This is a genomic window from Pseudonocardia sp. ICBG1034, assembly GCF_020131375.1.
Taxonomy (GTDB): Bacteria; Actinomycetota; Actinomycetes; order Mycobacteriales; family Pseudonocardiaceae; genus Pseudonocardia; species Pseudonocardia alni.
In genome coordinates this window covers 292039-313456 of the sequence record NZ_JAHLEK010000023.1, presented here as the reverse complement: position 1 = coordinate 313456, position 21418 = coordinate 292039, and the positions used below count along the sequence as shown (strand labels likewise).

The 21418-nt window shown below is 74.0% G+C and carries 20 protein-coding genes; 10 read left to right on the top strand and 10 right to left on the bottom strand.

Going from position 1 to position 21418, the window contains the following annotated elements; translation table 11 throughout:
- Positions 1 to 60 precede the first annotated feature (60 nt).
- From KPF22_RS25710 to KPF22_RS25700, 3 genes are read left to right on the top strand one after another with little or no spacing between them, the layout of a single operon-like run.
- Positions 61 to 522 carry a pyridoxamine 5'-phosphate oxidase family protein gene (locus tag KPF22_RS25710; protein ID WP_208818818.1) on the top strand — a complete coding sequence of 154 codons (462 nt, stop codon included), beginning with the start codon at positions 61 to 63 and terminating at the stop codon, positions 520 to 522.
- Positions 523 to 541: 19 nt separating this feature from the next.
- Entirely contained in the window at positions 542 to 1912 is a 1371-nt protein-coding gene (locus KPF22_RS25705) for a cystathionine beta-synthase (RefSeq protein WP_208818819.1), read from the top strand.
- 38 nt (positions 1913 to 1950) lie between these two features.
- Positions 1951 to 3096: a cystathionine gamma-synthase gene (locus KPF22_RS25700; RefSeq protein ID WP_208818820.1), complete on the top strand. Its 1146-nt coding sequence runs from the start codon at positions 1951 to 1953 to the stop codon at positions 3094 to 3096.
- A 14-nt stretch (positions 3097 to 3110) separates the two neighbouring features.
- Here the strand turns inward: KPF22_RS25700 and KPF22_RS25695 are convergent, their stop codons facing one another.
- Entirely contained in the window at positions 3111 to 3338 is a 228-nt protein-coding gene (locus KPF22_RS25695) for a hypothetical protein (RefSeq protein WP_073577681.1), read from the bottom strand.
- Between the two features lie 91 nt (positions 3339 to 3429).
- On the opposite strand from KPF22_RS25695, the gene ilvA reads away from it, so the two are divergent.
- Positions 3430 to 4653 carry a threonine ammonia-lyase gene (gene ilvA / locus KPF22_RS25690; protein ID WP_224403509.1) on the top strand — a complete coding sequence of 408 codons (1224 nt, stop codon included), beginning with the start codon at positions 3430 to 3432 and terminating at the stop codon, positions 4651 to 4653.
- 111 nt (positions 4654 to 4764) lie between these two features.
- On the opposite strand, the gene greA is transcribed toward ilvA, so the two are convergent.
- The gene (gene greA, locus KPF22_RS25685; protein ID WP_174525543.1) at positions 4765 to 5253 is read right to left on the bottom strand and encodes a transcription elongation factor GreA; all 489 of its coding nucleotides are present in this window, start codon (positions 5251 to 5253) and stop codon (positions 4765 to 4767) included.
- Positions 5254 to 5726: 473 nt separating this feature from the next.
- On the opposite strand from greA, the gene mca reads away from it, so the two are divergent.
- On the top strand, positions 5727 to 6677 hold the full coding sequence (gene mca, locus KPF22_RS25680; RefSeq protein WP_373324079.1) for a mycothiol conjugate amidase Mca: 951 nt from the start codon (positions 5727 to 5729) through the stop codon (positions 6675 to 6677).
- Positions 6678 to 6769: 92 nt separating this feature from the next.
- Positions 6770 to 7081: a hypothetical protein gene (locus KPF22_RS25675; RefSeq protein WP_083658998.1), complete on the top strand. Its 312-nt coding sequence runs from the start codon at positions 6770 to 6772 to the stop codon at positions 7079 to 7081.
- Between the two features lie 25 nt (positions 7082 to 7106).
- Here the strand turns inward: KPF22_RS25675 and KPF22_RS25670 are convergent, their stop codons facing one another.
- Positions 7107 to 7769: a hemolysin III family protein gene (locus KPF22_RS25670; RefSeq protein ID WP_208818821.1), complete on the bottom strand. Its 663-nt coding sequence runs from the start codon at positions 7767 to 7769 to the stop codon at positions 7107 to 7109.
- Positions 7770 to 7849: 80 nt separating this feature from the next.
- On the opposite strand from KPF22_RS25670, the gene KPF22_RS25665 reads away from it, so the two are divergent.
- Positions 7850 to 8620, top strand: a complete 771-nt coding sequence (locus KPF22_RS25665) for an isoprenyl transferase (protein ID WP_208818822.1) — start codon at positions 7850 to 7852, stop codon at positions 8618 to 8620.
- Positions 8621 to 8754: 134 nt separating this feature from the next.
- On the opposite strand, the gene KPF22_RS25660 is transcribed toward KPF22_RS25665, so the two are convergent.
- Positions 8755 to 9186, bottom strand: coding sequence for a hypothetical protein (locus tag KPF22_RS25660; protein WP_062400354.1), 432 nt, complete (start codon positions 9184 to 9186; stop codon positions 8755 to 8757).
- 953 nt (positions 9187 to 10139) lie between these two features.
- The gene (locus KPF22_RS25655) at positions 10140 to 10529 is read right to left on the bottom strand and encodes a hypothetical protein (protein WP_208818823.1); all 390 of its coding nucleotides are present in this window, start codon (positions 10527 to 10529) and stop codon (positions 10140 to 10142) included.
- A 310-nt stretch (positions 10530 to 10839) separates the two neighbouring features.
- Between KPF22_RS25655 and KPF22_RS25650 the strand changes: the two genes are divergently transcribed.
- Together KPF22_RS25650 and KPF22_RS25645 are read left to right on the top strand one after the other, a co-directional pair.
- Positions 10840 to 12093 (top strand): DUF885 domain-containing protein, encoded by a 1254-nt coding sequence (locus KPF22_RS25650; RefSeq protein ID WP_224403508.1) that lies wholly within the window; start codon positions 10840 to 10842, stop codon positions 12091 to 12093.
- Positions 12094 to 12547: 454 nt separating this feature from the next.
- Positions 12548 to 13828, top strand: coding sequence for a PhoH family protein (locus KPF22_RS25645; protein WP_062400360.1), 1281 nt, complete (start codon positions 12548 to 12550; stop codon positions 13826 to 13828).
- Between the two features lie 48 nt (positions 13829 to 13876).
- Here the strand turns inward: KPF22_RS25645 and KPF22_RS25640 are convergent, their stop codons facing one another.
- A complete protein-coding gene (locus tag KPF22_RS25640; RefSeq protein ID WP_208818825.1) occupies positions 13877 to 14701 on the bottom strand; it encodes a class II aldolase/adducin family protein in 825 nt (274 codons plus the stop codon).
- 43 nt (positions 14702 to 14744) lie between these two features.
- Entirely contained in the window at positions 14745 to 16190 is a 1446-nt protein-coding gene (locus KPF22_RS25635) for a GuaB1 family IMP dehydrogenase-related protein (protein WP_208818826.1), read from the bottom strand.
- 92 nt (positions 16191 to 16282) lie between these two features.
- On the opposite strand from KPF22_RS25635, the gene KPF22_RS25630 reads away from it, so the two are divergent.
- On the top strand, positions 16283 to 17059 hold the full coding sequence (locus tag KPF22_RS25630) for a UTRA domain-containing protein (protein WP_224403507.1): 777 nt from the start codon (positions 16283 to 16285) through the stop codon (positions 17057 to 17059).
- On the opposite strand, the gene KPF22_RS25625 is transcribed toward KPF22_RS25630, so the two are convergent.
- From KPF22_RS25625 to KPF22_RS25615, 3 genes are all read right to left on the bottom strand, one after another.
- The gene (locus tag KPF22_RS25625; RefSeq protein WP_208818828.1) at positions 16990 to 18519 is read right to left on the bottom strand and encodes an ATP-dependent DNA ligase; all 1530 of its coding nucleotides are present in this window, start codon (positions 18517 to 18519) and stop codon (positions 16990 to 16992) included. The genes KPF22_RS25630 and KPF22_RS25625 overlap by 70 nt on opposite strands.
- Before the next feature lie 45 nt (positions 18520 to 18564).
- Positions 18565 to 19854, bottom strand: coding sequence for an EAL domain-containing protein (locus KPF22_RS25620; RefSeq protein WP_224403506.1), 1290 nt, complete (start codon positions 19852 to 19854; stop codon positions 18565 to 18567).
- Between the two features lie 138 nt (positions 19855 to 19992).
- Positions 19993 to 21393, bottom strand: a complete 1401-nt coding sequence (locus KPF22_RS25615) for a class II fumarate hydratase (protein WP_208818830.1) — start codon at positions 21391 to 21393, stop codon at positions 19993 to 19995.
- Between the last annotated feature and the right edge of the window lie 25 nt (positions 21394 to 21418).

The window sequence follows — 21418 nt, the reverse complement described above, 5'->3', positions numbered from 1 at the left end:
AACCGATGATCGGGAGACGGCGTGACGAAACCGTCAGGGGGCCGCGGCATGCTCCGGTCCATGACGTCGTGGGGAGACTTCCGGCGGGCCGAGCCCGCGTTCGCCGACCTGTCCGAGCGGATCCTGCGGCGGGGGATCGCGCTCGTGATCGCGACGCTGCGCGCCGACGGGGCACCGCGCGTCTCCGGGATCGAGGTGGTGCTGGACGACGCCGGCGGTGACACCGAGCTCTCCTTCGGGTCGATGCCGGGCGCCCGGAAGGGCTCCGACCTGCGGCGGGACCCGCGGTTCGCGCTGCACGCCGCACCGGCCGACCAGTCCGGCGGGGACCTCGGGGACGGCGACCTGAAGGTGTCGGGCCGGGCGGTGCTGCAGGGCCCGCTGTCCGGGCCGGTCACCGGGGACGCGTTCCGCGTCGATCTCACCGAGGTCGTCTGGACCGGGCTCAACGACGAGCGGAACCGTCTCGTGGTCCGCTGGTGGACCCCCGGTGGCGGGATGCAGGAGGTCGCGCGCGAGTGAGCGGTGCGAGGATGCGTGCATGCGCTACGTCGAGCACGTCGTCGACCTGGTCGGGAACACGCCCCTCGTCCGGCTGGGAGCGACGGCCCAGGGCATCGCCCCGCCGGTCCTGGCCAAGGTCGAGTACCTGAACCCCGGTGGATCGGTGAAGGACCGCATCGCCCTGCGGATGGTCGAGGCCGCCGAGGCCTCGGGTGAGCTGCGCCCGGGCGGCACGATCGTCGAGCCGACCTCGGGCAACACCGGGGTCGGGCTGGCGATGGTCGCGCAGCGCAAGGGCTACCAGTGCGTCTTCGTGTGCCCGGACAAGGTCGGGGAGGACAAGCGCAACGTCCTCAAGGCCTACGGCGCGGAGGTCGTGGTGTGCCCGACGGCGGTCGACCCCGAGCACCCCGACTCCTACTACCAGACCTCCGACCGGCTGGTCCGGGAGATCGAGGGCGCCTGGAAGCCCAACCAGTACGCGAACCCGGCCAACCCCGAGTCGCACTACCACTCGACCGGCCCGGAGATCTGGGAGCAGACCGAGGGCCGGATCACCCACTTCGTGGCGGGGATCGGCACCGGCGGCACCATCTCGGGCATCGGGCGGTACCTCAAGGAGAAGTCGAACGGCGCCGTGCGGATCATCGGCGCGGACCCGGAGGGCTCGGTCTACTCCGGCGGCACCGGGCGCCCCTACCTGGTCGAGGGCGTCGGCGAGGACTTCTGGCCGACCACCTACGACCGCGACATCTGCGACGAGATCGTCGCCGTCTCCGACGCCGACTCCTTCGAGATGACCCGCCGCCTCGCCCGCGAGGAGGCGCTGCTCGTCGGCGGTTCCTGCGGGATGGCGACCGTCGCCGCCCTGCGGGTGGCCGCGACGCTGCCCGCGGACGCGGTGGTCGTCGTGCTGCTGCCCGACGGTGGCCGCGGCTACCTCGGCAAGGTCTTCAACGACCGCTGGATGGCCAGCTACGGCTTCCTCCCGCCGTCGCAGGGCGCGACCATCGGCGACGTGCTGCGGCGCAAGGACGGCGCGCTGCCCGCGCTGGTGCACGCCCACCCCAACGAGACCGTCGCCGACGCCGCGCTCTACCTGCGCGAGTTCGGTGTCTCCCAGATGCCGGTGGTCAAGGCGGAGCCGCCGGTCATGGCGGCCGAGGTCGCCGGGTCGGTCAGCGAGCGCGACCTGCTCGACGCGCTGTTCACCGGGCGGGCCAAGCTCTCGGACCGGCTCGAGGACCACATGTCCGATCCGCTGCCGACCCTCGGCGCCGGAGAGTCGGTGCAGGACGCGATGGAGGCCTTCGCCAAGGCCGACGCCGCGCTGGTGCTGGAGGACGGCAAGCCCGCGGGCGTCGTCACCCGGTCCGACGTGATCGCCTTCCTCGGCGGCAACGCCTGACCCGGCCCGCACGGACGCCGGGAGTAGCCTCGGCGTCCATGCAGGGCTTCTCCACACGCGCGATCCACGCCGGCCAGGTCCCGGACCCGACGACCGGCGCGGTCACGACGTCGATCCACACCAGCTCGACCTACGCCCAGGACGGCGTCGGCGGGACCCGCGGGGGGTACGAGTACTCCCGCAGCGCCAACCCGACCCGGACCGTGCTGCAGGACCAGCTCGCCGCCCTGGAGGGCGGCCGGCACGCGCACGCGTTCGGCTCCGGGATGGGGGCGACGGACACGCTCCTGCGGATCCTGCTCAAGCCCGGTGACCACCTTGTCATCCCGCACGACGCCTACGGCGGCACGTTCCGGCTGGTGGACAAGGTGCTGTCCGGGTTCGGTGTCGAACACACCCCGGTCGACCTCGCCGACCACGACGCGCTGCGCGCGGCGCTGCGGCCCACGACCAGGGTCGTGTGGTGCGAGACCCCGACCAACCCGCTGCTCGGCATCGCCGACATCGCGGCGCTGGCCGGGATGGCGCACGAGGCGGGCGCGCAGCTCGTCGTCGACAACACCTTCGCCTCGCCGTACCTGCAGACGCCGCTGGCGCTGGGCGCCGACGTCGTCGTGCACTCCACGACCAAGTACGTCGGCGGCCACTCCGACGTCGTCGGCGGTGCACTGGTCACCGACGACGACGCACTGTCCGAGCAGATCGCGTTCGTCCAGAACTCCACCGGTTCGGTGCCCGGCCCGTTCGACGCGTGGCTGACCCTGCGCGGCGCGAAGACCCTCGCGGTGCGCATGGAGCGCCACTGCGACAACGCCGAGCGCGTCGCCGAGATGCTCTCCGCGCACCCCGCGGTGGCCTCGGTGCTCTACCCGGGCCTGCCCGGGCACCCCGGCCACGAGGTCGCGGCCAAGCAGATGCGCCGGTTCGGCGGGATGGTGTCGTTCCTCGCCGCGGGCGGGCGCGACGCGGCGCTGCGGATCTGTGCGGGCACCCGGCTGTTCACCCTCGCCGAGTCCCTCGGCGGGGTCGAGTCGCTGATCGAGCACCCGGGCGAGATGACCCACGCCTCGACCGTGGGGTCGATGCTCGAGGTGCCGGACTCGCTGGTCCGGCTGTCGGTCGGCATCGAGGACGCCGACGACCTGCTCGACGACCTGCGGGCCGCGCTCGACGCGGTCCGGTAGCGCCGCCGGCGGGCTCAGCTGCGCGACTGCTCCGGCGACGGCGCGGGGGGCTGGACCACCGGCGGCGGCGGGATGACCAGGTCACCCGGGTCCACGCAGCCGCCGACCAGCGACCACGTGCCGTCGCCGCGGGCCTCGTAGCGGCCCGGGTCGGCGCAGCCCGCGTCGTGCACGGTCGCCACCGCGAGCGCGGCCAGTCCGGCGGCCAGCAGCAGCGGTGCCGTCGTGCGCAGGCGCGTCATTCGCGAGTCCCTCCCGACACCGGGCGCGCAGGAGACGTCACGCCCGGTGAGACACCGGCGAGGTTACCCGGGGCGGTGCGAGACTGCCGGGATGGCCGCCCCCGTCATCCCCCCGGTCACCGCCGACGACGTGCTCTCCGCCCGCGAACTGCTCTCCGGCGTCGTGCGCACCACGCCCGTCGCCGGTGCCCGTGCCCTGTCCGACCTGACCGGCTCCCGGGTCGTTCTGAAGTGCGAGAACCTGCAGCGCACGGGCTCGTTCAAGATCCGCGGTGCCTACACCCGCATCGCCCGCCTCTCCGACGACGAACGTGCAGGCGGCGTCGTCGCGGCGTCGGCGGGCAACCACGCCCAGGGCGTCGCGCTCGCCGCACGGCTGCTGGGCGTGCGCGCCACCGTGTACATGCCCGAGCGGGCGGCCCTGCCCAAGGTCGACGCGACCCGCGGCTACGGCGCCGAGGTCGTGCTCACCGGCCGCACCGTCGACGAGGCCGTCACGGCCGCCACCGCGGCCGCCGAACGGTCGGGCGCGGTGTTCGTGCACCCCTTCGACCACCCCGACATCATCGCCGGCCAGGGCACCGTCGGCTGCGAGATCCTCGACCAGGTCCCCGACGCCGGCTCCGTGCTGATCTCCGCGGGCGGCGGCGGGCTGCTCGGCGGGACCGCCGCGGTCCTGCGCGCCGCGCGCCCGGACGTCCGGATCGTCGGGGTGCAGGCCGCGGGTGCCGCGGCCTGGCCGTCGTCGCTGGCGGCCGGCGAGCCGATGCCGGTCGGCGGGATGCGCACGATGGCCGACGGGATCGCCGTCGGACGCCCGGGCGACGTCACGTTCGCCCAGGTCAGCAGCCTGATCGACGAGATGGTCACGGTGTCGGAGGACGCGTTGTCCGCGGCGCTGCTGCACTGCCTGGAACGGGCGAAGATGCTCGTCGAGCCCGCCGGTGCCGCGTCCGTCGCCGCGCTGGTGGAGCAGCCCGACCGCTGGCCGGGGCCGGTCGTGTGCGTGCTGTCCGGCGGCAACGTCGACCCGCTCGTGCTGCTGCAGGTCATCCGGCACGGGCTGGTCGCCTCGTCCCGCTACCTCACGCTGCACCTGAGGATGCCCGACCGCCCCGGCGCGCTCGCCGAGCTCCTGGCCCGGGTCGGTCGGCTCGGGGCCAACGTCACCGACGTCGCGCACTCGCGGATCAGCGGCGCGCTCGCGGTGGGGGAGGTCGACGTCGAGCTCAGTGTGGAGACGCGGGGGCCCGAGCACCGCGACGCCATCGTCGCCGACCTGCGCGAGGCCGGGCACGCCGTCGCCACGCCCTGACCCGCCCCGGCCCGCTCCGACCGCCCGGACCGGCTCCGACACGCTCGACCGGCTCCGACACGCGAACGGGCCCGGCCGGTCGGCCGGGCCCGTTCCGCGGGTGGTCGTGGGTCAGCCGGTGAAGGCCTCCACCGACACCAGCGTCACCTTCATGGTTCCGCCGTCGGGCAGCTGGTACTCGCGGGTGTCACCCGGCTTCGCGCCGAGCAGCGCCGCGCCGAGCGGGGAGTTCGGGGAGATGACCTGCAGGTCGCCGTGGCTGCCCTCCTCGCGGGAGCCGAGCAGGACCTTCTCGGTCTCGTCGTCGTCCTCGTAGCGGATCTCGAGGACGGTGCCGGGGGAGGCCTCGTCGGAGCTGGACGGCGCGGTGCCGACCTGGGCGGTGCGCAGCAGCTCCTGCAGCTGACGGATCCGGGCCTCCTGCTGGCCCTGCTCCTCGCGCGCCGCGTGGTAGCCGCCGTTCTCCTTCAGGTCGCCCTCCTCGCGGCGGGCGTTGATCTCCGCGGCGATGACGGGCCGGTTCTCGATCAACCCGTCCAGCTCGGCCTTCAGCCGGTCGTAGGCGTCCTGGGTCAGCCAGGTGGCCTGGGTGTCCGTCACCGTCATCAACTCCTCCAGGAAAACAGGACGTGTCACCGCCGGGACGCCTGGCGCCCGGCGGGCACACGGGGGTGGCGGCTCCGAGCGGCACGCCCCGAGTAAGGAAAAACACGACCCGCCTGCGGGTCGTGTGGGGCTCACCTTACCACGGAGCGTGCCGCTCATCGCAGCCTTTCGGTGAACGGGCGCGTGTACCGGATAGTTCCCTGCCGAGGAATATTCGCAGGTAACGGGGTTGTCGGCGGCCGCACAGCCGCCCCGGTCGCGTCGGCGTCAACCGTCCGTCGCAGACGGGCGCCCCGGCGGGAACAGATGGTGCGGGTGACGGCGTTGCCGATGCCGGAGCCCGTGCTCGGCGCGGTTCCTGTCGGTCCCCTCTGCCAGGATCGTCCCTGAGCACGACCTCGCCGCCCGCCGCCGGCAGACCACCGGCGCGGGACCCGAGTCCGGTGACCGTGGAGGAACCCGCCCCGATGGCTACGCAGTACACCCCGTCCGCCCCGCGCCCGGTCCAGCCGCCGGCGCCCGGCGAGCGTCCCCGGTTGATGACGGTGCACGCCCACCCCGACGACGAGTCGTCGAAGGGCGCGGCGACCACCGCCCGGTACGTCGACGAGGGTCACGAGGTCATGGTCGTGACCTGCACCGGCGGTGAGCGGGGCAGCATCCTGAACCCCGCGATGGACCGGCCGGACGTCCTGGAGAACATGACCGCGGTCCGCAACGCCGAGATGGCCCGCGCCGCCGAGATCCTCGGCGTGCAGCACGTCTGGCTGGGCTTCGTCGACTCCGGCCTGCCCGAGGGCGACCCGAAGCCCCCGCTGCCCGAGGGCTGCTTCGCCCTGGGTGACGTCGAGGAGCAGACCGCGGCCCTGGTGAAGGTCATCCGCGAGTTCCGCCCGCACGTGATCGTCACCTACGACGAGAACGGCGGTTACCCGCACCCGGACCACATCCGCACCCACGTCATCTCGATGGCGGCCTGGGAGGCCGCGGGCGACCCGGCACGCTTCCCGGAGGCGGGGGCTCCGTGGCAGCCGATGAAGCTCTACTACGGCCACGGCTTCTCCAAGGCCCGGCTGGAGGCCTTCCACAACGCGATCGTCGAGTCCGGCCAGGAGTCGCCGTACGCGGAGTGGCTGGAGAACTGGAAGAGCGACCGGCCCGACCCCGGCACCCGGGTGACCACCAAGGTCCCGTGCTCGGACTGGTTCGGCCGGCGCGACGACGCGCTGCGCGCGCACGCCACCCAGATCGACCCGGACAGCAGGTTCTTCTTCACCCCGCTCGAGGTGCAGGCCCGGGTGTGGCCCACCGAGGACTACGAGCTGGTCCAGTCCCTGGTCGACACCGAGGTCCCGGAGGACGACCTGTTCGCCGGCATCCCCGTCGAGGTCGGCGGGGAGCGCCGTCGCGCCGGATGAGGGCGCGCGGGCTCCGCGGGTAGCCTGGTCACCGGCCCCTCCCGCAGCTGCGGGGTGGTGCCGGTGATCCGGGAACCGGAGTACGGAGGCGCGTGGCGGTGCAGGTCGAGAACGTGACGGCTGTGGTGAACCAGGTCGTGACGGGGCTGCTCGTCCCGATGCAGGACCGGCCCCCGCCCCCCGGGCAGCTGCCCGAGTTCGGCAACGCGGCCCCCGCCGGGCTGGCGATCGTGCTGCTCCTGCTCCTCGCGACGGTCTTCCTCATCCGCAACATGAGCAAGCGGATCACCCGCCTCCCGGAGTCCTTCGACGGCGAGGACACCGCGGAGGGCGGATCCGACCCGGCCGGCACCGCATCCGGGACCGCGACCGACCGCGGCGAGCCGGGACCGGCCCGCTCCTGAGCCGCCGACCCGCGGAGGCGCCGGGTCAGCGCAGCAGGACCAGCCAGATCGCGACGTGGTGGCAGGCCCAGGCCAGCACCGTCGCGGCGTGGAAGAACTCGTGGTAGCCGAACGTCGCGGGCCACGGGTCGGGCCGTCGTAGCGCGTACATGACCGCGCCGACGGTGTAGAGGGCCCCGCCCGCGAGCAGCAGCACGAGCGCGGCCACGCCTCCGCCGGCCAGCAGCCCGGGCAGCACGAACACCGCGACCCAGCCGAGCGCGACGTAGATCGGCACCCCGACCCAGGCCGGAGCGGTCGGCCAGGCGAGCTTGAGGGCGACCCCGGCGAGCGCGCCGCCCCAGACGACGGCGAGCACCCAGGTGGCGGTCGCCGCGGGGAGCGCCAGCACCGAGACCGGCGTGTAGGTGCCCGCGATGAACAGGAAGATCATCGAGTGGTCGAGGCGCTTCATCAGCCGTCGCCGGGCCGGGTCGACCCAGGTGTGCCGGTGGTACAACGCGCTGATCCCGAACAGGCCGAACGTGGTCAGCGTGTAGACGGCCGTGGCCGCGGCCGCGGAGGCCCCGACGAGCGCCCCCGCGACACTGATGAGCGCGGCGCACGCGAAGACGGAACCGACGAGGCTCCACAGGTGCAGCCAGCCCCGCAGACGGGGCTTGAGCGGGGCGGACGGGGCGATGCTCACGCACCCCGACGTTACGGGTCGCGACGGCGGGGGTCCCGTCCGGCGGACGAACGCCACACCCGGGACTAGGCTCCCTGTACGTGGCCCTCCGAGACCTGCTCTACACGGTGTACGAGCGCAGGATCCTGCGTCAGATCGCGGGGGCCGAGCAGCCCAGGCACGTGGCGCTCATCCTCGACGGCAACCGCCGCTGGGCGCGGGAGGCGGGTCTGGCCGACCCCGCGGAGGGGCACCGTGCCGGCGCGGCGAAGATCGCCGAGATGCTCGGCTGGTGCTCCGAGGCCGGCGTCGAGGTCGTCACGGTGTTCCTGCTGTCCACCGACAACCTGGACACCCGCTCCCCGGAGGAGCTCAAGGACCTCCTGGAGATCATCGCCGGGGTGGTCGACGACCTCTCCGGCCCGGACACCCCGTGGCGGCTGCGGGTCGTCGGCGCGATGGAGTTGCTGCCGAGCAGTCTGGCCGACCGGCTGACCGCGGCGGTCGCCCGTACCAGCGATCGCGGGGGCATCCAGCTGAACGTCGCCGTCGGCTACGGAGGCCGCCAGGAGATCGCCGACGCCGTCCGCAAGATGCTGCTGACGCAGGCGGAGGCGGGACGGACGATCGAGGAGCTCGCGGAGTCGCTCGACGTCGACCACATCGCGGAGCACCTCTACACCTCCGGACAGCCCGACCCGGACCTCGTCATCCGGACCAGCGGCGAGCAACGGCTGTCGGGGTTCCTGCTGTGGCAGTCGGCCCATTCGGAGTTCTGGTTCTGCGAGGCCTACTGGCCCGAGTTCCGCCGCGTCGATTTCCTGCGGGCACTGCGGGACTTCGGCGCACGACACCGACGTTTCGGCGGATGAATTCAGATCGACCGTAACCTCCGGCCGACTCGCTCGTTATATATGCCCCGGAAACGGGGATCGCGATCCCCGGAAACGGGAAAGACCCCGGGAGCGGACTCCCGGGGCCTTCCGCGCGTCGGTGACGCGAGGTCTTACTTGCCACCGCCGTGGTGCTTGCCACCGTCGATGTCGACCTTGTCGCCGTTGTCGGCGGCGTTGGTGCAGTCGACGCTGTTGTCCGACTTGACGCCCGACTTGTTGTACGCCTCGCTGAACAGACCGCCCAGGGCACCCTGGACCAGGCTGTTGCCGTTGAGGGCGGTCCCGCAGGCCTGCGGCGAGACGTTGATGTTGTTGTTGGACAGGTTCACCAGGCCGGCGCTGTTCTTCTGCGCGACGCCCTCGGAGTCCTCGACGGTCGAGGCCTTGGCCTTGTTGCCGCTGAAGTAGCTCTCGTGGGACTTGGTGTTACCGCTGTCCTTGATGTGGGTGTCGCCACCGTGCTCACCCGCGAACGCGAGCGGGCTCAGCGCGACGAGCGACGCGGCGCCGGCCGCGGCAACGATTCCAGCCTTCTTCAGCACAGTCCGTCTCCTGTTAGTCGGAGAGCGCGCCCGACCAAGGTGCGCGACTCTCAGTACCTGTCGACGCTCGAACCGGGGAGCCCGCGTCGACTGCGTGTCAATCTAACGGACGCTTTCGCGCTCGACAATCTGACCCTGCGTAATTCTCGGACGGAGTCGGCGAATCATTCGTGTACCTGGGGATTCCTCGCCGCAATCGCAGCGCGGTCGGTGTGGCGTGCGGGCGTGTCGGCGCTGCGGCGGACGGGGCAGTGCGGTGGGAGCCGTCCGGGGGAGACGTACGGCCGGTGTCGACGGCACCGGGATCCGGCCGTGCGGGCCGCGCGGGTGGACGCCGGCCGGCGGCAGGGCCCGGCGGGGTCCGCGCCGGCCGGGGCGGTCGAGCCGGGTGGGCCTCGGAGGGGGCCGCGCCGGGGCGGGCGACGGTCGGCGGACGGGCCCGGGGCGCCGCAGGTGCCGAACCGGTGCGGGCGACCCGGTTCGGCTTCCGGCCCGGGCGGTGGGGCTCGGACGATCACCGGTTGCGGGGTCGGGTGTCCGCGACGCGGACGTTCCGCTCCACAACCGGTGATCATGACGGCGTCCGGGGGGCCGGTATCTCGCTCGAGACGGTAAGCGCCGGACGTGTCGCGGACGGGTCGGGGCGGCGGCGGTCGGCACGAGGGTGGTCGGCCGCGAGGCCGCCGGGCGCGGGGTGTCGCCGGGCAGCAGGGCGGCCGGGGAGCGAAGGCGTCCGGGTGTGCGGGGCGAGGGCTTCGTGTACGGAGCGTGGTCACACAGCGGAGAGATCGGAGTAGTGCCGGACGGCATCGACACGACGGGGTGAACACGTCCCCGGAGATCCGGAAAAGGGTGACCCGGCGGAATCCCGGTCACCCGGGAGTGGGCGCGGGCCGGAACGCAAGAATGCCCCGGAGCAGAAGCTCCGGGGCATTCTCAGATCTGCGAGGAGATCAGCCGATCGAGTCGCCGGCGCCGGCCTCCTGGCCGCAGTTGTCCGACTGGTCGGTCGTCGAGTCGCCCGACTTGGCCTGGGCCTTGCCCAGGATGCCCAGGGCGCCGGTGACGCCGTTGAGGGCGGAGGCGTCCTCGACCGGGACCTGAACGCCCAGCACGTTGACCGGGACGTTGTTGTTGCAGGCCTGGATCGGCACGTTGACGTTGTTGCCGTTCAGGCCGGCGATGAGGCCCTTGGCGTCCTTGTCGATGACGTTCTCGGCACCGTGGTGGTGGCCGCCCTTGTGGCCGTGGTCGCCGTCCTTGTCGCCGGCGAAGGCGAGCGGGGACAGGGCGAGCAGGGACGCGGCGGAGGCCGCAACCACGATTCCAGCCTTCTTCAGCACAGTTTTCTCCTGTTGAGTCTCGAGTCCGCCCGAAGCCGGTCTCACGCGTGCCGGCACGCTGACGAGGGGGAGCCCGTACCGACTGCAAGAAAAACTACCGCTGTTATTCCTGCGAAACAAATCTCGTGACCCTATCGAGGTACACTTTCACTGACGGTTCCGATACTCCCCAAATAGGTTGTTCCGCTCCCGTGCGACCGAGTCGTCGCCGGCCCGAATCGTGCACTCTGCGTGGCCGGGTACCTCCGAACGGACGCGTCACCGGCGGCCCTCGCCGTCGTTCCGCTCCGGGCCCGCCTACGCTCCGGGGATGGACCTGCTGCACGCGACGGCGGAGCTCGCGTCGCGGGTGGACCGGCTGCGGCCGGGTGTGCTGGACGGGCCGCCGCCGTACCCGTCGATCGCCCGGCGGGTGGCCGCGGAGCCGGTCGGGGACCCGGCGGCGCTGGTCGTCACGGCCGGGCGGCTGCGTGCGGAGGTCGCGGCGGCGGGACTCCCGGACGGTCGTCACCGGTACCTGGACGCGCTCCTGGTCGCGCTGCGCTGCCGGGCCCGGCTGCTCGCCGGTGAGGACGTCGGCTACGTCGAGCAGGTCCGCGACCTGTTCGGAGTGCTCCCGCGCCGCAGTGAGCCGGACGAGCTGCACGAGGCGCACCGCAGGCTGGCGGCGGTGCTGCCCGGGCGCGGTCCGCTGGCCGCCCGGATGCGGGACCACCGGGCCGCCGACGTCGTCCCGGCGGAACGGCTGGCCGCTGCGGTCACCGCCGTCGTCGCCGAGCTGCGCCGCCGCACCCACGACACGCTGGGGCTCCCGGACGGCGAGCACGCCGACGTCGACCTCGTCGGCGCCCGGCCCTGGACGGCGTTCACCCGCTACCGCGGCGGCCTGCGCAGCCGGATCTCGGTCGCGACGACCGGTCGGGTGCGGGCCGGGTCGCTGCTGCCGCTGCTCGCCCACGAGGTCTATCCCGGTCACCACCTGCAGTACTGCCGGGCCGAGGTCGCGTCGGCGCAGTACCCGGAGCTGGCCCTGCGGCTGGTCCACAGCCCACAGGGGCTGGTCGCGGAGGGGGCGGCGGAGGCCGCCGTCGCCGTGGTGCCCGGCCCCGGCTGGGGCGCGGTCGCCGAACGCGTCCTCGCGGGCGCGGGCGTGCACCTCGACGGCGCGGCGGCCGAGCGGATCGAGCGGGAGCTGGACCTTCTGGGCCGGGTCCGGCTCGACGCCGCCCTCATGCGTCACGTCGACGGCGCCGGCCCCGACGCGGTGCTCGCCCACCTCGCACGCTGGCTGCTGGTCGACGACGACCGGGCGCGGCGCATGCTCGAGTTCCTCGACCATCCCCAGTGGCGCACCTACCCGGTCACCTACGCCGAGGGCGGCCCGCTCGTGCGCGCCCGGCTCGCCACCGCCCCGGAGGGCCCCGCCGCCGCGCTGGCGACGCTGCTCGACACCCCGGTCCTGCCGTCGGATCTGGTCACCGACGGTGGCGCCGCGGACGGTCCGGAACGCGGTGGACCGGCCTCCGCCGCGGTCGGGGTACTCCGTCCGCCGCGCCTCGGCTGAGCCGAACGGCCCGCCACCGAACGAGGTGCCGATACCCGATCCGACGTCGGACGGTACCGATCACACGATGAACGGCACGTTACGACTGTTCCATCAGGGGTCAACGTAGGGATCCGACGGAGAGTTGCTATTGACCGCACGAGGGTGACCACTAGTAGCGTCCATGACGACGGGCTGTACCCGATGCGGCCCGTTCGGGAGGCCCTGGAGTGGTGTCACACGCACCCGAGAGGGCCGGCACCCGGCCCTTGCGGGCGTGCCGGCCGGAGGACCGCCATGGTCCCTCCGCGTCGTCGCGGCCCGCACCGGGGCCGGCCGGCCCGACGCAGAGCAGGCGCGGTGCCGCGCCTGCGAGGGAGCATCCGTGACCGATCGTCGTCCCGCCCTCACCGACCCGACCTCCGCACCCCAGGGGTCCGTCGGGGACGCACCGGCAGGTACCACCCGCTGCTATGTGCTCGACACGTCCGTGCTGCTGTCCGACCCCTGGTCGCTGCAGCGCTTCGACGAGCACCAGGTCGTCCTGCCGCTCGTCGTCATCAGTGAGCTGGAGGCCAAGCGTCACCACCCCGAGCTGGGCTGGTTCGCCCGGACCGCGCTGCGCCAGCTCGACGAGCTGCGCGTCAAGCACGGCCGTCTCGACGCCCCCGTGCCGATCGGCGAGTCCGGCGGCACGTTGCACGTCGAGCTGAACCACTCCGACCCCACGGTCCTGCCGGCCGGGTTCCGCACCGACTCGAACGACTCGCGGATCCTGGCCTGTGCGCTGAACCTCAAGGCGGACCCGGCAGCGCCGGCGGACGTCACGCTGGTCACCAAGGACATGCCGTTGCGGGTCAAGGCCGCCGCGGTCGGTCTGGACGCCGACGAGTACCACGGCCAGGACGTGCTGTTCTCGGGCTGGACCGGCATGACCGACCTGGAGGTGACCCCCGAGGACGTCGACGCGTTGTTCCGTGACGGCGTCATCGACCACGACGAGGCCCGCGACCTGCCCTGCAACACGGGGTTGCGGCTCGTGGGGGCGTCGAACGCACTCGGGCGGGTCACCGCGGACAAGCGGGTCAAGCTGGTGCGCGGGGACCGGGAGGCGTTCGGGCTGCACGGCCGTTCCGCCGAGCAGCGGATCGCGCTGGACCTCCTGCTGGACAACGAGGTCGGGATCGTCTCCCTCGGCGGCCGGGCCGGGACGGGCAAGTCGGCGCTCGCGCTGTGCGCCGGCCTGGAGGCGGTGCTGGAACGACGCCAGCACCGCAAGATCGTCGTCTTCCGGCCGCTCTACGCCGTCGGCGGGCAGGACCTCGGCTACCTGCCCGGCAGCGAGGTCGAGAAGATGCAGCCCTGGGCGCAGGCCGTCTTCGACACCCTGGGCGCGATGGTCAGCCAGGACGTCATCGATGAGGTCATCGCCCGCGGGCTGCTGGAGGTCCTGCCGCTGACCCACATCCGCGGCCGGTCGCTGCACGACACCTTCGTGATCGTCGACGAGGCGCAGTCGCTGGAGCGCAACGTGCTCCTCACCGTGCTGTCCCGGCTCGGGACGGCGTCGCGCGTCGTGCTCACCCACGACGTCGCGCAGCGGGACAACCTGCGCGTCGGGCGGCACGACGGTGTCAACGCCGTCATCGAGAAGCTCAAGGGCCACCCGCTGTTCGCGCACGTCACGCTGACCCGCAGCGAGCGCTCGCCGATCGCCGCGCTGGTCACGGAGATGCTGGAGGGACCGAACTCCTGAGGTGCCGGGCCCGGCCCCCGTCCGCAGCCGCGGACGGGGGCCGTGTGCTCAGTCGAACAGGTCCGGGTCGGTACGGACGACCTCGTCCCACAGCGGCTGGTAGGAGAACCAGCCGGCGTAGGGGGTACCGGTCTGCTCGGCGGTGAACCGCGCGTTGGCGTGGTCGACGAGCGTCGGCGTCCCCGCGGCCTCGGCGAGCAGCTGCGCCTGGCAGTTGCGCTCGGTCGAGATGAACCACCAGGCGGCCTCGGCGACGGTCTCGCCGACGGAGAAGATCCCGTGGTTCTGGTGGAACACCATCTTCCGGCCGGTCAGTCCGCGGGCCAGCGCCCGGCCTGCCTCCGGGTCGAGCACGACCGCGCCCGCCCCCTCGTGGACGACGCCGTGGTTCTCGTAGAGGGCGCAGGCGTCCTGGGTGATGGGGTCCAGCGGGCGGCCCAGCGACGACCACGCCTTGCCGTACACCGAGTGGGCGTGGGCGGCCGCGACGACGTGCGGGTGCTCGGCGTGCACGGCCGAGTGGATGACGAACCCGGCCTGGTTCACCGGGCGGTTCCCGTGCCGGACCGTGCCGTGGTGGTCGACCATGATCAGGTCCGAGACCCGGATGTGCCGGAAGCTCATGCCGAACGGGTTGACCCAGAACATCTCCGGGTCCTCCGGGTCGCGCACGGTGATGTGCCCGGCGACGCCCTCCCCGAAGCCGAACCGGCCGAAGATCCGGAACGCGCCGGCGAGCTGCTGCTTGCGGTGCAGCCGCTCCTCGGCCGAGGTGGCGAACGTCGGTGGCGTGGGCAGACCGCCGGTACCACCGCCGCCGAGAGCGGCGGTACCGGAGCTGCTGGTGGTGGTGTCCTGCGTGGGGGCGGCCATGACCCGACCGTGCGCCGGATCACGCCCCGGGTCAAGCGGTGACTCAGAGGCCGTGCGGGGTGCCCTCGGTGAACCCCGCGGTGGTCTGCACCCCGACGACGGACCGCTCGTGCAGCTCGTCGACCGAGCGCGCGCCGGCGTAGGTGCACGCGGAGCGGACGCCCGAGCAGATCTCGTCGAGCACGTCCTCGACGCCCGGCCGGTCCGGGTCCAGCCGCTGGCGCGAGGACGAGATGCCCTCCTCGAACAGCGACTTGCGGGCCCGGTCGAACGCGTTGTCCCCGCGGGTACGGGCGCCGACCGCGCGCTTGGACGCCATCCCGAACGACTCCTTGTACGCGCGGCCGTGCTCGTCGCGCAGCAGGTCGCCGGGGGACTCGTAGGTGCCCGCCAGCCAGGAACCGATCATCACCGAGGCCGCGCCCGCCGCGAGGGCGAGGGCCACGTCGCGCGGGTGGCGCACCCCGCCGTCGGCCCAGACGACGGCGCCGCGCTCGCGGGCCGCGGCGGCGCACTCGGCGACCGCGGAGAACTGCGGGCGCCCGACGCCGGTCATCATCCGGGTCGTGCACATGGCGCCGGGGCCGACGCCGACCTTGACGATGTCGGCGCCCGCGTCGACCAGGTCGGCGACGCCCTCGGCGGTGACCACGTTGCCGGCGGCGACCGGGACCGCGGCCCCGGCCTGGTCGACCACACGGCGGACCGCGCCGAGCGCGTCGAGCATCTTCTCCTGGTGGCCGTGCGCGGTGTCGACGACGAGCACGTCCACACCGGCGTCGAGCAGGGCCTTCGCCTTCACCGCGACGTCGCCGTTGATACCGATCGCGGCCGCGGTGCGCAGCCGGCCCGCGCCGTCGAGGGCGGGGGAGTAGATCCCGGCCCGGATCGCACCGAGCGGGGTGAGCAGGCCCGCGAGGCGGCCGTCGCCGTCGAGGCCGAGCGCCACCGCCTTCCGGCCGGCGTCGAGCTGCTCGAACACCTCGCGCGGCTCGGTGCCCAGCGGCAGCGCCAGCGGGTCCGGATCGAGGACTTCGGCGAGCCGGGTGAAGCGGTCCACCCCCGCGCAGTGCGCCTCGGACACGGTCCCGACCGGACGGCCGCCGTCGTCGACGACCACGACGGCGTCGTGGGCCCGCTTGGGCAGCAGGTTCAGCGCGTCGGCCACCGCGTCGGAGGTACGCAGCACCAGCGGGGTGTCCCACACCGGGTGCCGGGACTTGATCCAGGACACGATCCCGGCGACGGCGTCGGTCGCCACGTCCTGCGGCAGCACCGTCAGCGCGCCGCGGCGGGCGAGGGTCTCGGCCATCCGGCGGCCGGCGACGGCGGTCATGTTCGCCGCGACGACCGGCACCGTGGCCCCGGAGCGGTCCGGGGCGGTGAGGTCCACGTCGAACCGGGACGTCACCGTGGAACGGCGCGGGACGAGGAAGACGTCGTCGTAGGTGAGGTCGTGCTCGGGCCGGCGGTCGTCGAGGAAGCGCACGGTATCGGGACTGTACGCTCCCGGCCACCTCGTCACGTGCCCGTCACGTGTCGACAACCGTCGGGCAACCACGGATGCCTACCGTCGGGTACATGCCGGTGCCGTCGCCGAACCCCCGCGTGCGTGCTGCCGACGTACGCCGGCTCCGGGACCTGCTGCGCATCGCCGTGGCCGGGCGCGGGAGCACCGGGGACCTGCTGCCCGGTGAGGACGAGCTGATGGTGCGCCACGGCGTGCCGCGCGCCGCCGTCCGGGCAGCGCTGGGGCTGCTCCGCGAGGAGGGGCTGCTGCGACCCGGACCGACCGCGCACCGGATCGTCGCCCGCCCGCACTACCCCGGGCGGGCGGCGGTCACCGGTACGGGCACACGGCTCCCGCGCTGGCTGGAACGCACCGGGATCGCCGCGCCCGACGTGCTCGCCGACTGGCTCGGCGTGCCGGTCGGGGCACCGTGCCTGCGCACCGAGTGCGTCTCGGCCACGGCCGGTGGCGGCGCGGTGCTGGAGACCCACTACGTGACGACCACGGCCGCGGCGCGGCTGCTCGCGGTGCCCGGGACCGGCCCCTTCGACCGGCAGCTGTCCGAGGCCGGGCTGCGCCCGGCGTCGGCGGGCACCCGCTCCGGGCCGGTGCCGGCCGACCCGGACTCCGCGGCGCTGCTCGGTGTCGCCGCCGGCACCCCGCTGCTGGGCGCCGAACGGACCCTGACCGGTGACGACGGCCGCGTCCTCGCGGTCAGTGTCCTGCGTGCCGACCCTGCCGGGTCGGTGCCCGCGGCCCGCGACGGCGCCGCGGCCGCTCAGCCCGACAGCAGCGCCCGCACCGCGTCGAGCGAGTCGGCCTCGGCCGGGGTCTTGTCCGGGCGGTAGCGCAGCACCCGGGCGAAGCGCAGCGCGACCCCGCCCGGGTAGCGGGTGCTGCGCTGCGCGCCGTCGAGCGCGATCTCGACGACGAGCTCGGGCCGCAGGTGCACCACGCCCGGCTCGCGCGCCGTCTCGTACTCCGGGAAGGTCGCGGTCTGCCAGGCCAGCAGCTCGTCGGTCATCCCCTTGAACGTCTTGCCGACCATCACCGGCTCCCCGCCGTCCGGGTCGCGGGCGCCGAGGTGGATGTTCGACAGCGACCCGGTCCGCCGCCCGTAGCCCCACTCGGCGCCCAGCACCACCAGGTCCAGGGTGTGCACCGGCTTCACCTTCTGCCAGGCCCTGCCGCGCCGCCCGGCCGCGTACGGCGCGGCCAGGTCCTTCACGACGACGCCCTCGTGCCCCGCCGACAGCGCCTCGGAGAGGACCGCGGCCGCCTGCTCCGGCGACGGCCGCCGCACCCCCGGCATCCGCAGCGCGGCGTGGGTGTCCGCGGCGAGCAGCCCGGCGAGCGCGTCGAGCCGGACCTCGGCGGGCTCGTCGACCAGGTCACGGCCGTCGAGGTGGAGCAGGTCGAAGAAGAACGGCGACAGCAGGACGTCCGGTACCCGCTCCTCGGTGCCGAACCGGCTCATCGTGTCCTGGAACGGGCGGGGGCGGCCGTCGTCGTCGAGGGCCAGGGTCTCGCCGTCGAGCACCGCGGTGTCGCACGGCATCCCCCGCACCAGCTCCACCAGCTCGGGCACGCGAGCGGTGATCTCGCGCAGCGTGCGCGTCCACACCCGCACCTCGTCGCCGCGGCGGTGCACCTGGATGCGGGCGCCGTCGAGCTTGTGCTCGACGGTGACGTCGGTGCCGAGCCCGGCCAGCGCGGCGTCGAGCGAGTCGCCGGGGGAGGCGAGCATCGGCCGGACCGGCCTTCCCACCTCCAGCCCGACCGCGGCGAGCGCGTCCTGTCCGCCGGTCAGCGCGGTGGCCGCCGTCTCCGGCAGCCGGCCGGACAGCATGAACGCGCGGCGCACCGCGGGCGCGGCCACCTCGGAGGCGGCGGCGACGGCGTCCACCATCAGCCCCTCCAGGGCGCCCTGGCGCAGCTCGCCGGTGAGCAGACGGTGCAGGAAGCGCTGCTCCTCGGTGGTCGCGGCGCCGTACAGCTCGGTGAGCAGCTCGCGGCGCCGGGCCGCCGAGCCGGCCCCCGCGGTGCCGGCCAGCCCGTCGAGCAGTGCGTCGACCTGCTCCACCGTCAGCGACGGCTCCGCCGCGGCCGGCACGTCGACGCCCGACAGCGTCCGCCAGCCGGTCCCGATCCGGCCCTGCCGGGGCACCCCGGACAGCCAGGCGACGACCGGCACGACCTCGGCCGGCGCGGCGGTGCGCAGCAGCCCGGCGAGCGCGGCGGTCTTCTCCTTGCGCGCACGGGTCGCCCCGACCGCGGCCGAGGTGGTGACGACGTCGGTGAACAGCACCCGGTCAGTGAAGCAGCGACCCCTGACAGTCCGCGCGTCGTCGGATCAGGCGGTGCGCGCGGCCTGCGGAACCGGGACGGGGCGCGGGCCGGACGCGGCGGGCGGCAGGATCGCGCGGCGCCACAGCTCGGCGACCGGGACGACCCCGCGGCAGGTGCCGTCCGGGGCCACGACGACCAGGTCGTCGTAGCCGCGGGCCGGGTCGCCGGACAGGCCGATCTCCATCGCGCGGTGCAGCGGGGTCCGCTCGTCGACGGTCCGCGGCGGGTCCGCCAGCTCGGCCGCCGGCTTCTCGGCCCACAGCGCGTGCCCGAACCGGCCGGCCAGCTGGAGCAGGACGCGGCTGCGGTCGAGGTAGCCGACCGGCCGGTGCGCCCGGTCGACCAGGACGATCCCGGCCGAGTCGGGACGGGCGCGCAACGCCTCGCGTGCGGTGTCGCCGACGGCGTCGTCGGGCAGGGTCACGGCCGGCACGGCGAGCCCGCGCACCGGGGGGCCGGCGGGGACGGGCACCGGGGTGGCGGCCGGCTCCGGGGTCCCGCGGCGCTCCGGCGCCGGGTGGCCGGGCCCGGGACGCCCCGGGACGGGACGGACGGCGGCGGTCCGGCCGGCGACGGGCTGTGGCATCGCGCTCAGCAGGCCGAGCAGCTCCGCGCGGGTCGCCGGGTCGGCCTCGGGCGCGGCGCGCGTCCCACCCAGCAACGGGCCCTGGGCGAACGCGATCCCGATCGCGAACAGCCCCGTCAGCCGGGCCGCGTCGCGGACCCCGGTCGCGGCGACCGGCGCCCCGACCGCGCGGGACACCTCGACCACGGCGCGGACGGCGGCGCCGGTCCCCGTGTCGAGCACCCCGTCGCAGAGGTCCGGCTCGAGCTTCACCACGTCCGGCCGGACGGCGGCCACCACCTCGGGACCGAACGCGCGCCCGGCCCCGTCGAGCCCGATCCGGAAGCCCCACCGCCGCAGCTCGGCCAGCGCCGGGACGAGGTGCTCGGCCGGCGCCGCGGCGGCGATCGGCGGTCCCACCTCCAGCAGCGGGGCGACCGGGTCGGTGGCGTCGCCGAGCATGCCGCGCAGCCGTCCGCGGGCGTGGAGGACGGTGTCCGCGGCGACGTCGACCTGCACCGGGACGGCGGCACCCCAGGACCGGGCGGACGCGACCGCGGAGACCGCGGTGCCCGCGTCGAGCTCGGCGATCCGGCGGGCGTCCCAGCCGCGGTCGCGGGCCGCGACGGCCACCGTGTCGTGGTGCTGGCGCGGCACGACCTCGACCCCGGTGCAGCGACCGGAGCGCAGATCGTGCACAGGGACGTACGCGAAGCGCTGGTCGGGCATCGGAGAGGTCCGTTCGGGTGACAGTGATCGACTGACATACACACGGTGTCACATCGATGTGGACCGAACGGGGACGCGGAGGTGAACAGCGGATGGACTGACCTGGTGCGCCCGGCCGGTGACCGGGCGCAGCCGGGATCAGGAGCGCTTCTCGCCGCGGGTCATCGCCAGCACGTCCAGGGCACGGTCCAGCTCGTCCTCGGTGAGCGTCCCGTTCGCCACGTGGCCGCGCTCGATCACGACCTCGCGGATCGTCTTCCGCTCCTTCAGTGCCTGCTTCGCGACGGCCGCCGCCTCCTCGTAGCCGATCCTCGAGTTCAGCGGGGTGACGATCGACGGGGACGACTCGGCGTACTCGCGGGTGCGCTCGAGGTCGGCCTCCATGCCGTCGACGACCTTGTCGGCGAGCAGCCGCGCGGCGTTCGCGATCAGCCGGGCGGACTCCAGGACGTTGCGCGCCATCACCGGCATCATCACGTTCAGCTCCAGGTTGCCCTGGCTGCCGGAGAACCCCACCGTCGCGTCGTTGCCCATGACCTGCGCGCAGACCATCATCGTGGCCTCGCAGATCACCGGGTTGACCTTGCCCGGCATGATCGAGCTGCCCGGCTGCAGGTCCGGCAGGTGGATCTCGGCCAGCCCGGTGCGCGGCCCGGACGACAGCCAGCGCAGATCGTTGGCGATCTTGTAGAGCGACACGGCGACGGTGCGCAGCGCGCCGGAGGCCTCGACCAGGCCGTCGCGGGAGCCCTGGGCCTCGATGTGGTCGGTGGCCTCGGTGAGCTGCTCCAGTCCGGTCGCCTCGCGCAGCTTCGCGACCACGGCGGCGCCGAACCCGTCCGGGGCGTTCAGCCCGGTGCCGACCGCGGTCCCGCCGATCGGCAGGACGGCGAGGCGGGGGAGCGCGTCGCGGACGCGGTCGGCGCCGTAGCCGGCCTGGCTGGCCCAGCCGCCGGCCTCCTGGCCGAGGGTGATCGGGACGGCGTCCATGAGGTGGGTGCGGCCGGCCTTCACGACCTGCGACCAGTCCGCCGCACGGCGGCGCAGCGCGGCCTCGAGGTGCTGCAGCGCCGGGACGACCTCGGTCGCCAGCGCCTCGGTGGCGGCGAGGTGGATGGTCGTCGGGAAGACGTCGTTCGACGACTGCGAGGCGTTGACGTGGTCGTTCGGGTGCACGTCGGTGCCGGCCCGGGCGGCCAGCGAGGCGATCACCTCGTTGGCGTTCATGTTCGACGACGTGCCCGAGCCCGTCTGGAAGACGTCGACCGGGAAGTGGTCGTCGTGCCCGCCCGCGGCCACCTCGTCGGCGGCCGCGGCGATCGCGCGGGCCCGGTCGTCGTCCAGTACGCCCAGCTCGCCGTTCACCCGGGCCGCGGCCGCCTTGACCAGGCCGAGTGCGCGGATCTGGGCGCGCTCCAGGCCGCGGCCGGAGATCGGGAAGTTCTCCACCGCGCGCTGGGTCTGGGCCCGCCACAGCGCGTCGGCGGGGACCCGGACCTCGCCCATGGTGTCGTGCTCGATGCGGAAGTCCTCGCTCATGGGCTGAGGTCTACTCCTCCGCGAC

Coding starts and splice junctions, on each gene's coding strand:
- ilvA (WP_224403509.1), top strand. CDS start 3,430: ATGGCCGCCCCCGTCATCCCCCCGGTCACCGCCGACGACGTGCTCTCC.
- mca (WP_373324079.1), top strand. CDS start 5,727: ATGGCTACGCAGTACACCCCGTCCGCCCCGCGCCCGGTCCAGCCGCCG.
- KPF22_RS25710 (WP_208818818.1), top strand. CDS start 61: ATGACGTCGTGGGGAGACTTCCGGCGGGCCGAGCCCGCGTTCGCCGAC.
- KPF22_RS25695 (WP_073577681.1), bottom strand. CDS start 3,338: ATGACGCGCCTGCGCACGACGGCACCGCTGCTGCTGGCCGCCGGACTG.
- KPF22_RS25620 (WP_224403506.1), bottom strand. CDS start 19,854: ATGCCCGACCAGCGCTTCGCGTACGTCCCTGTGCACGATCTGCGCTCC.
- KPF22_RS25615 (WP_208818830.1), bottom strand. CDS start 21,393: ATGAGCGAGGACTTCCGCATCGAGCACGACACCATGGGCGAGGTCCGG.
- KPF22_RS25705 (WP_208818819.1), top strand. CDS start 542: ATGCGCTACGTCGAGCACGTCGTCGACCTGGTCGGGAACACGCCCCTC.
- KPF22_RS25650 (WP_224403508.1), top strand. CDS start 10,840: ATGGACCTGCTGCACGCGACGGCGGAGCTCGCGTCGCGGGTGGACCGG.
- KPF22_RS25630 (WP_224403507.1), top strand. CDS start 16,283: ATGCCGGTGCCGTCGCCGAACCCCCGCGTGCGTGCTGCCGACGTACGC.
- KPF22_RS25700 (WP_208818820.1), top strand. CDS start 1,951: ATGCAGGGCTTCTCCACACGCGCGATCCACGCCGGCCAGGTCCCGGAC.
- KPF22_RS25640 (WP_208818825.1), bottom strand. CDS start 14,701: ATGGCCGCCCCCACGCAGGACACCACCACCAGCAGCTCCGGTACCGCC.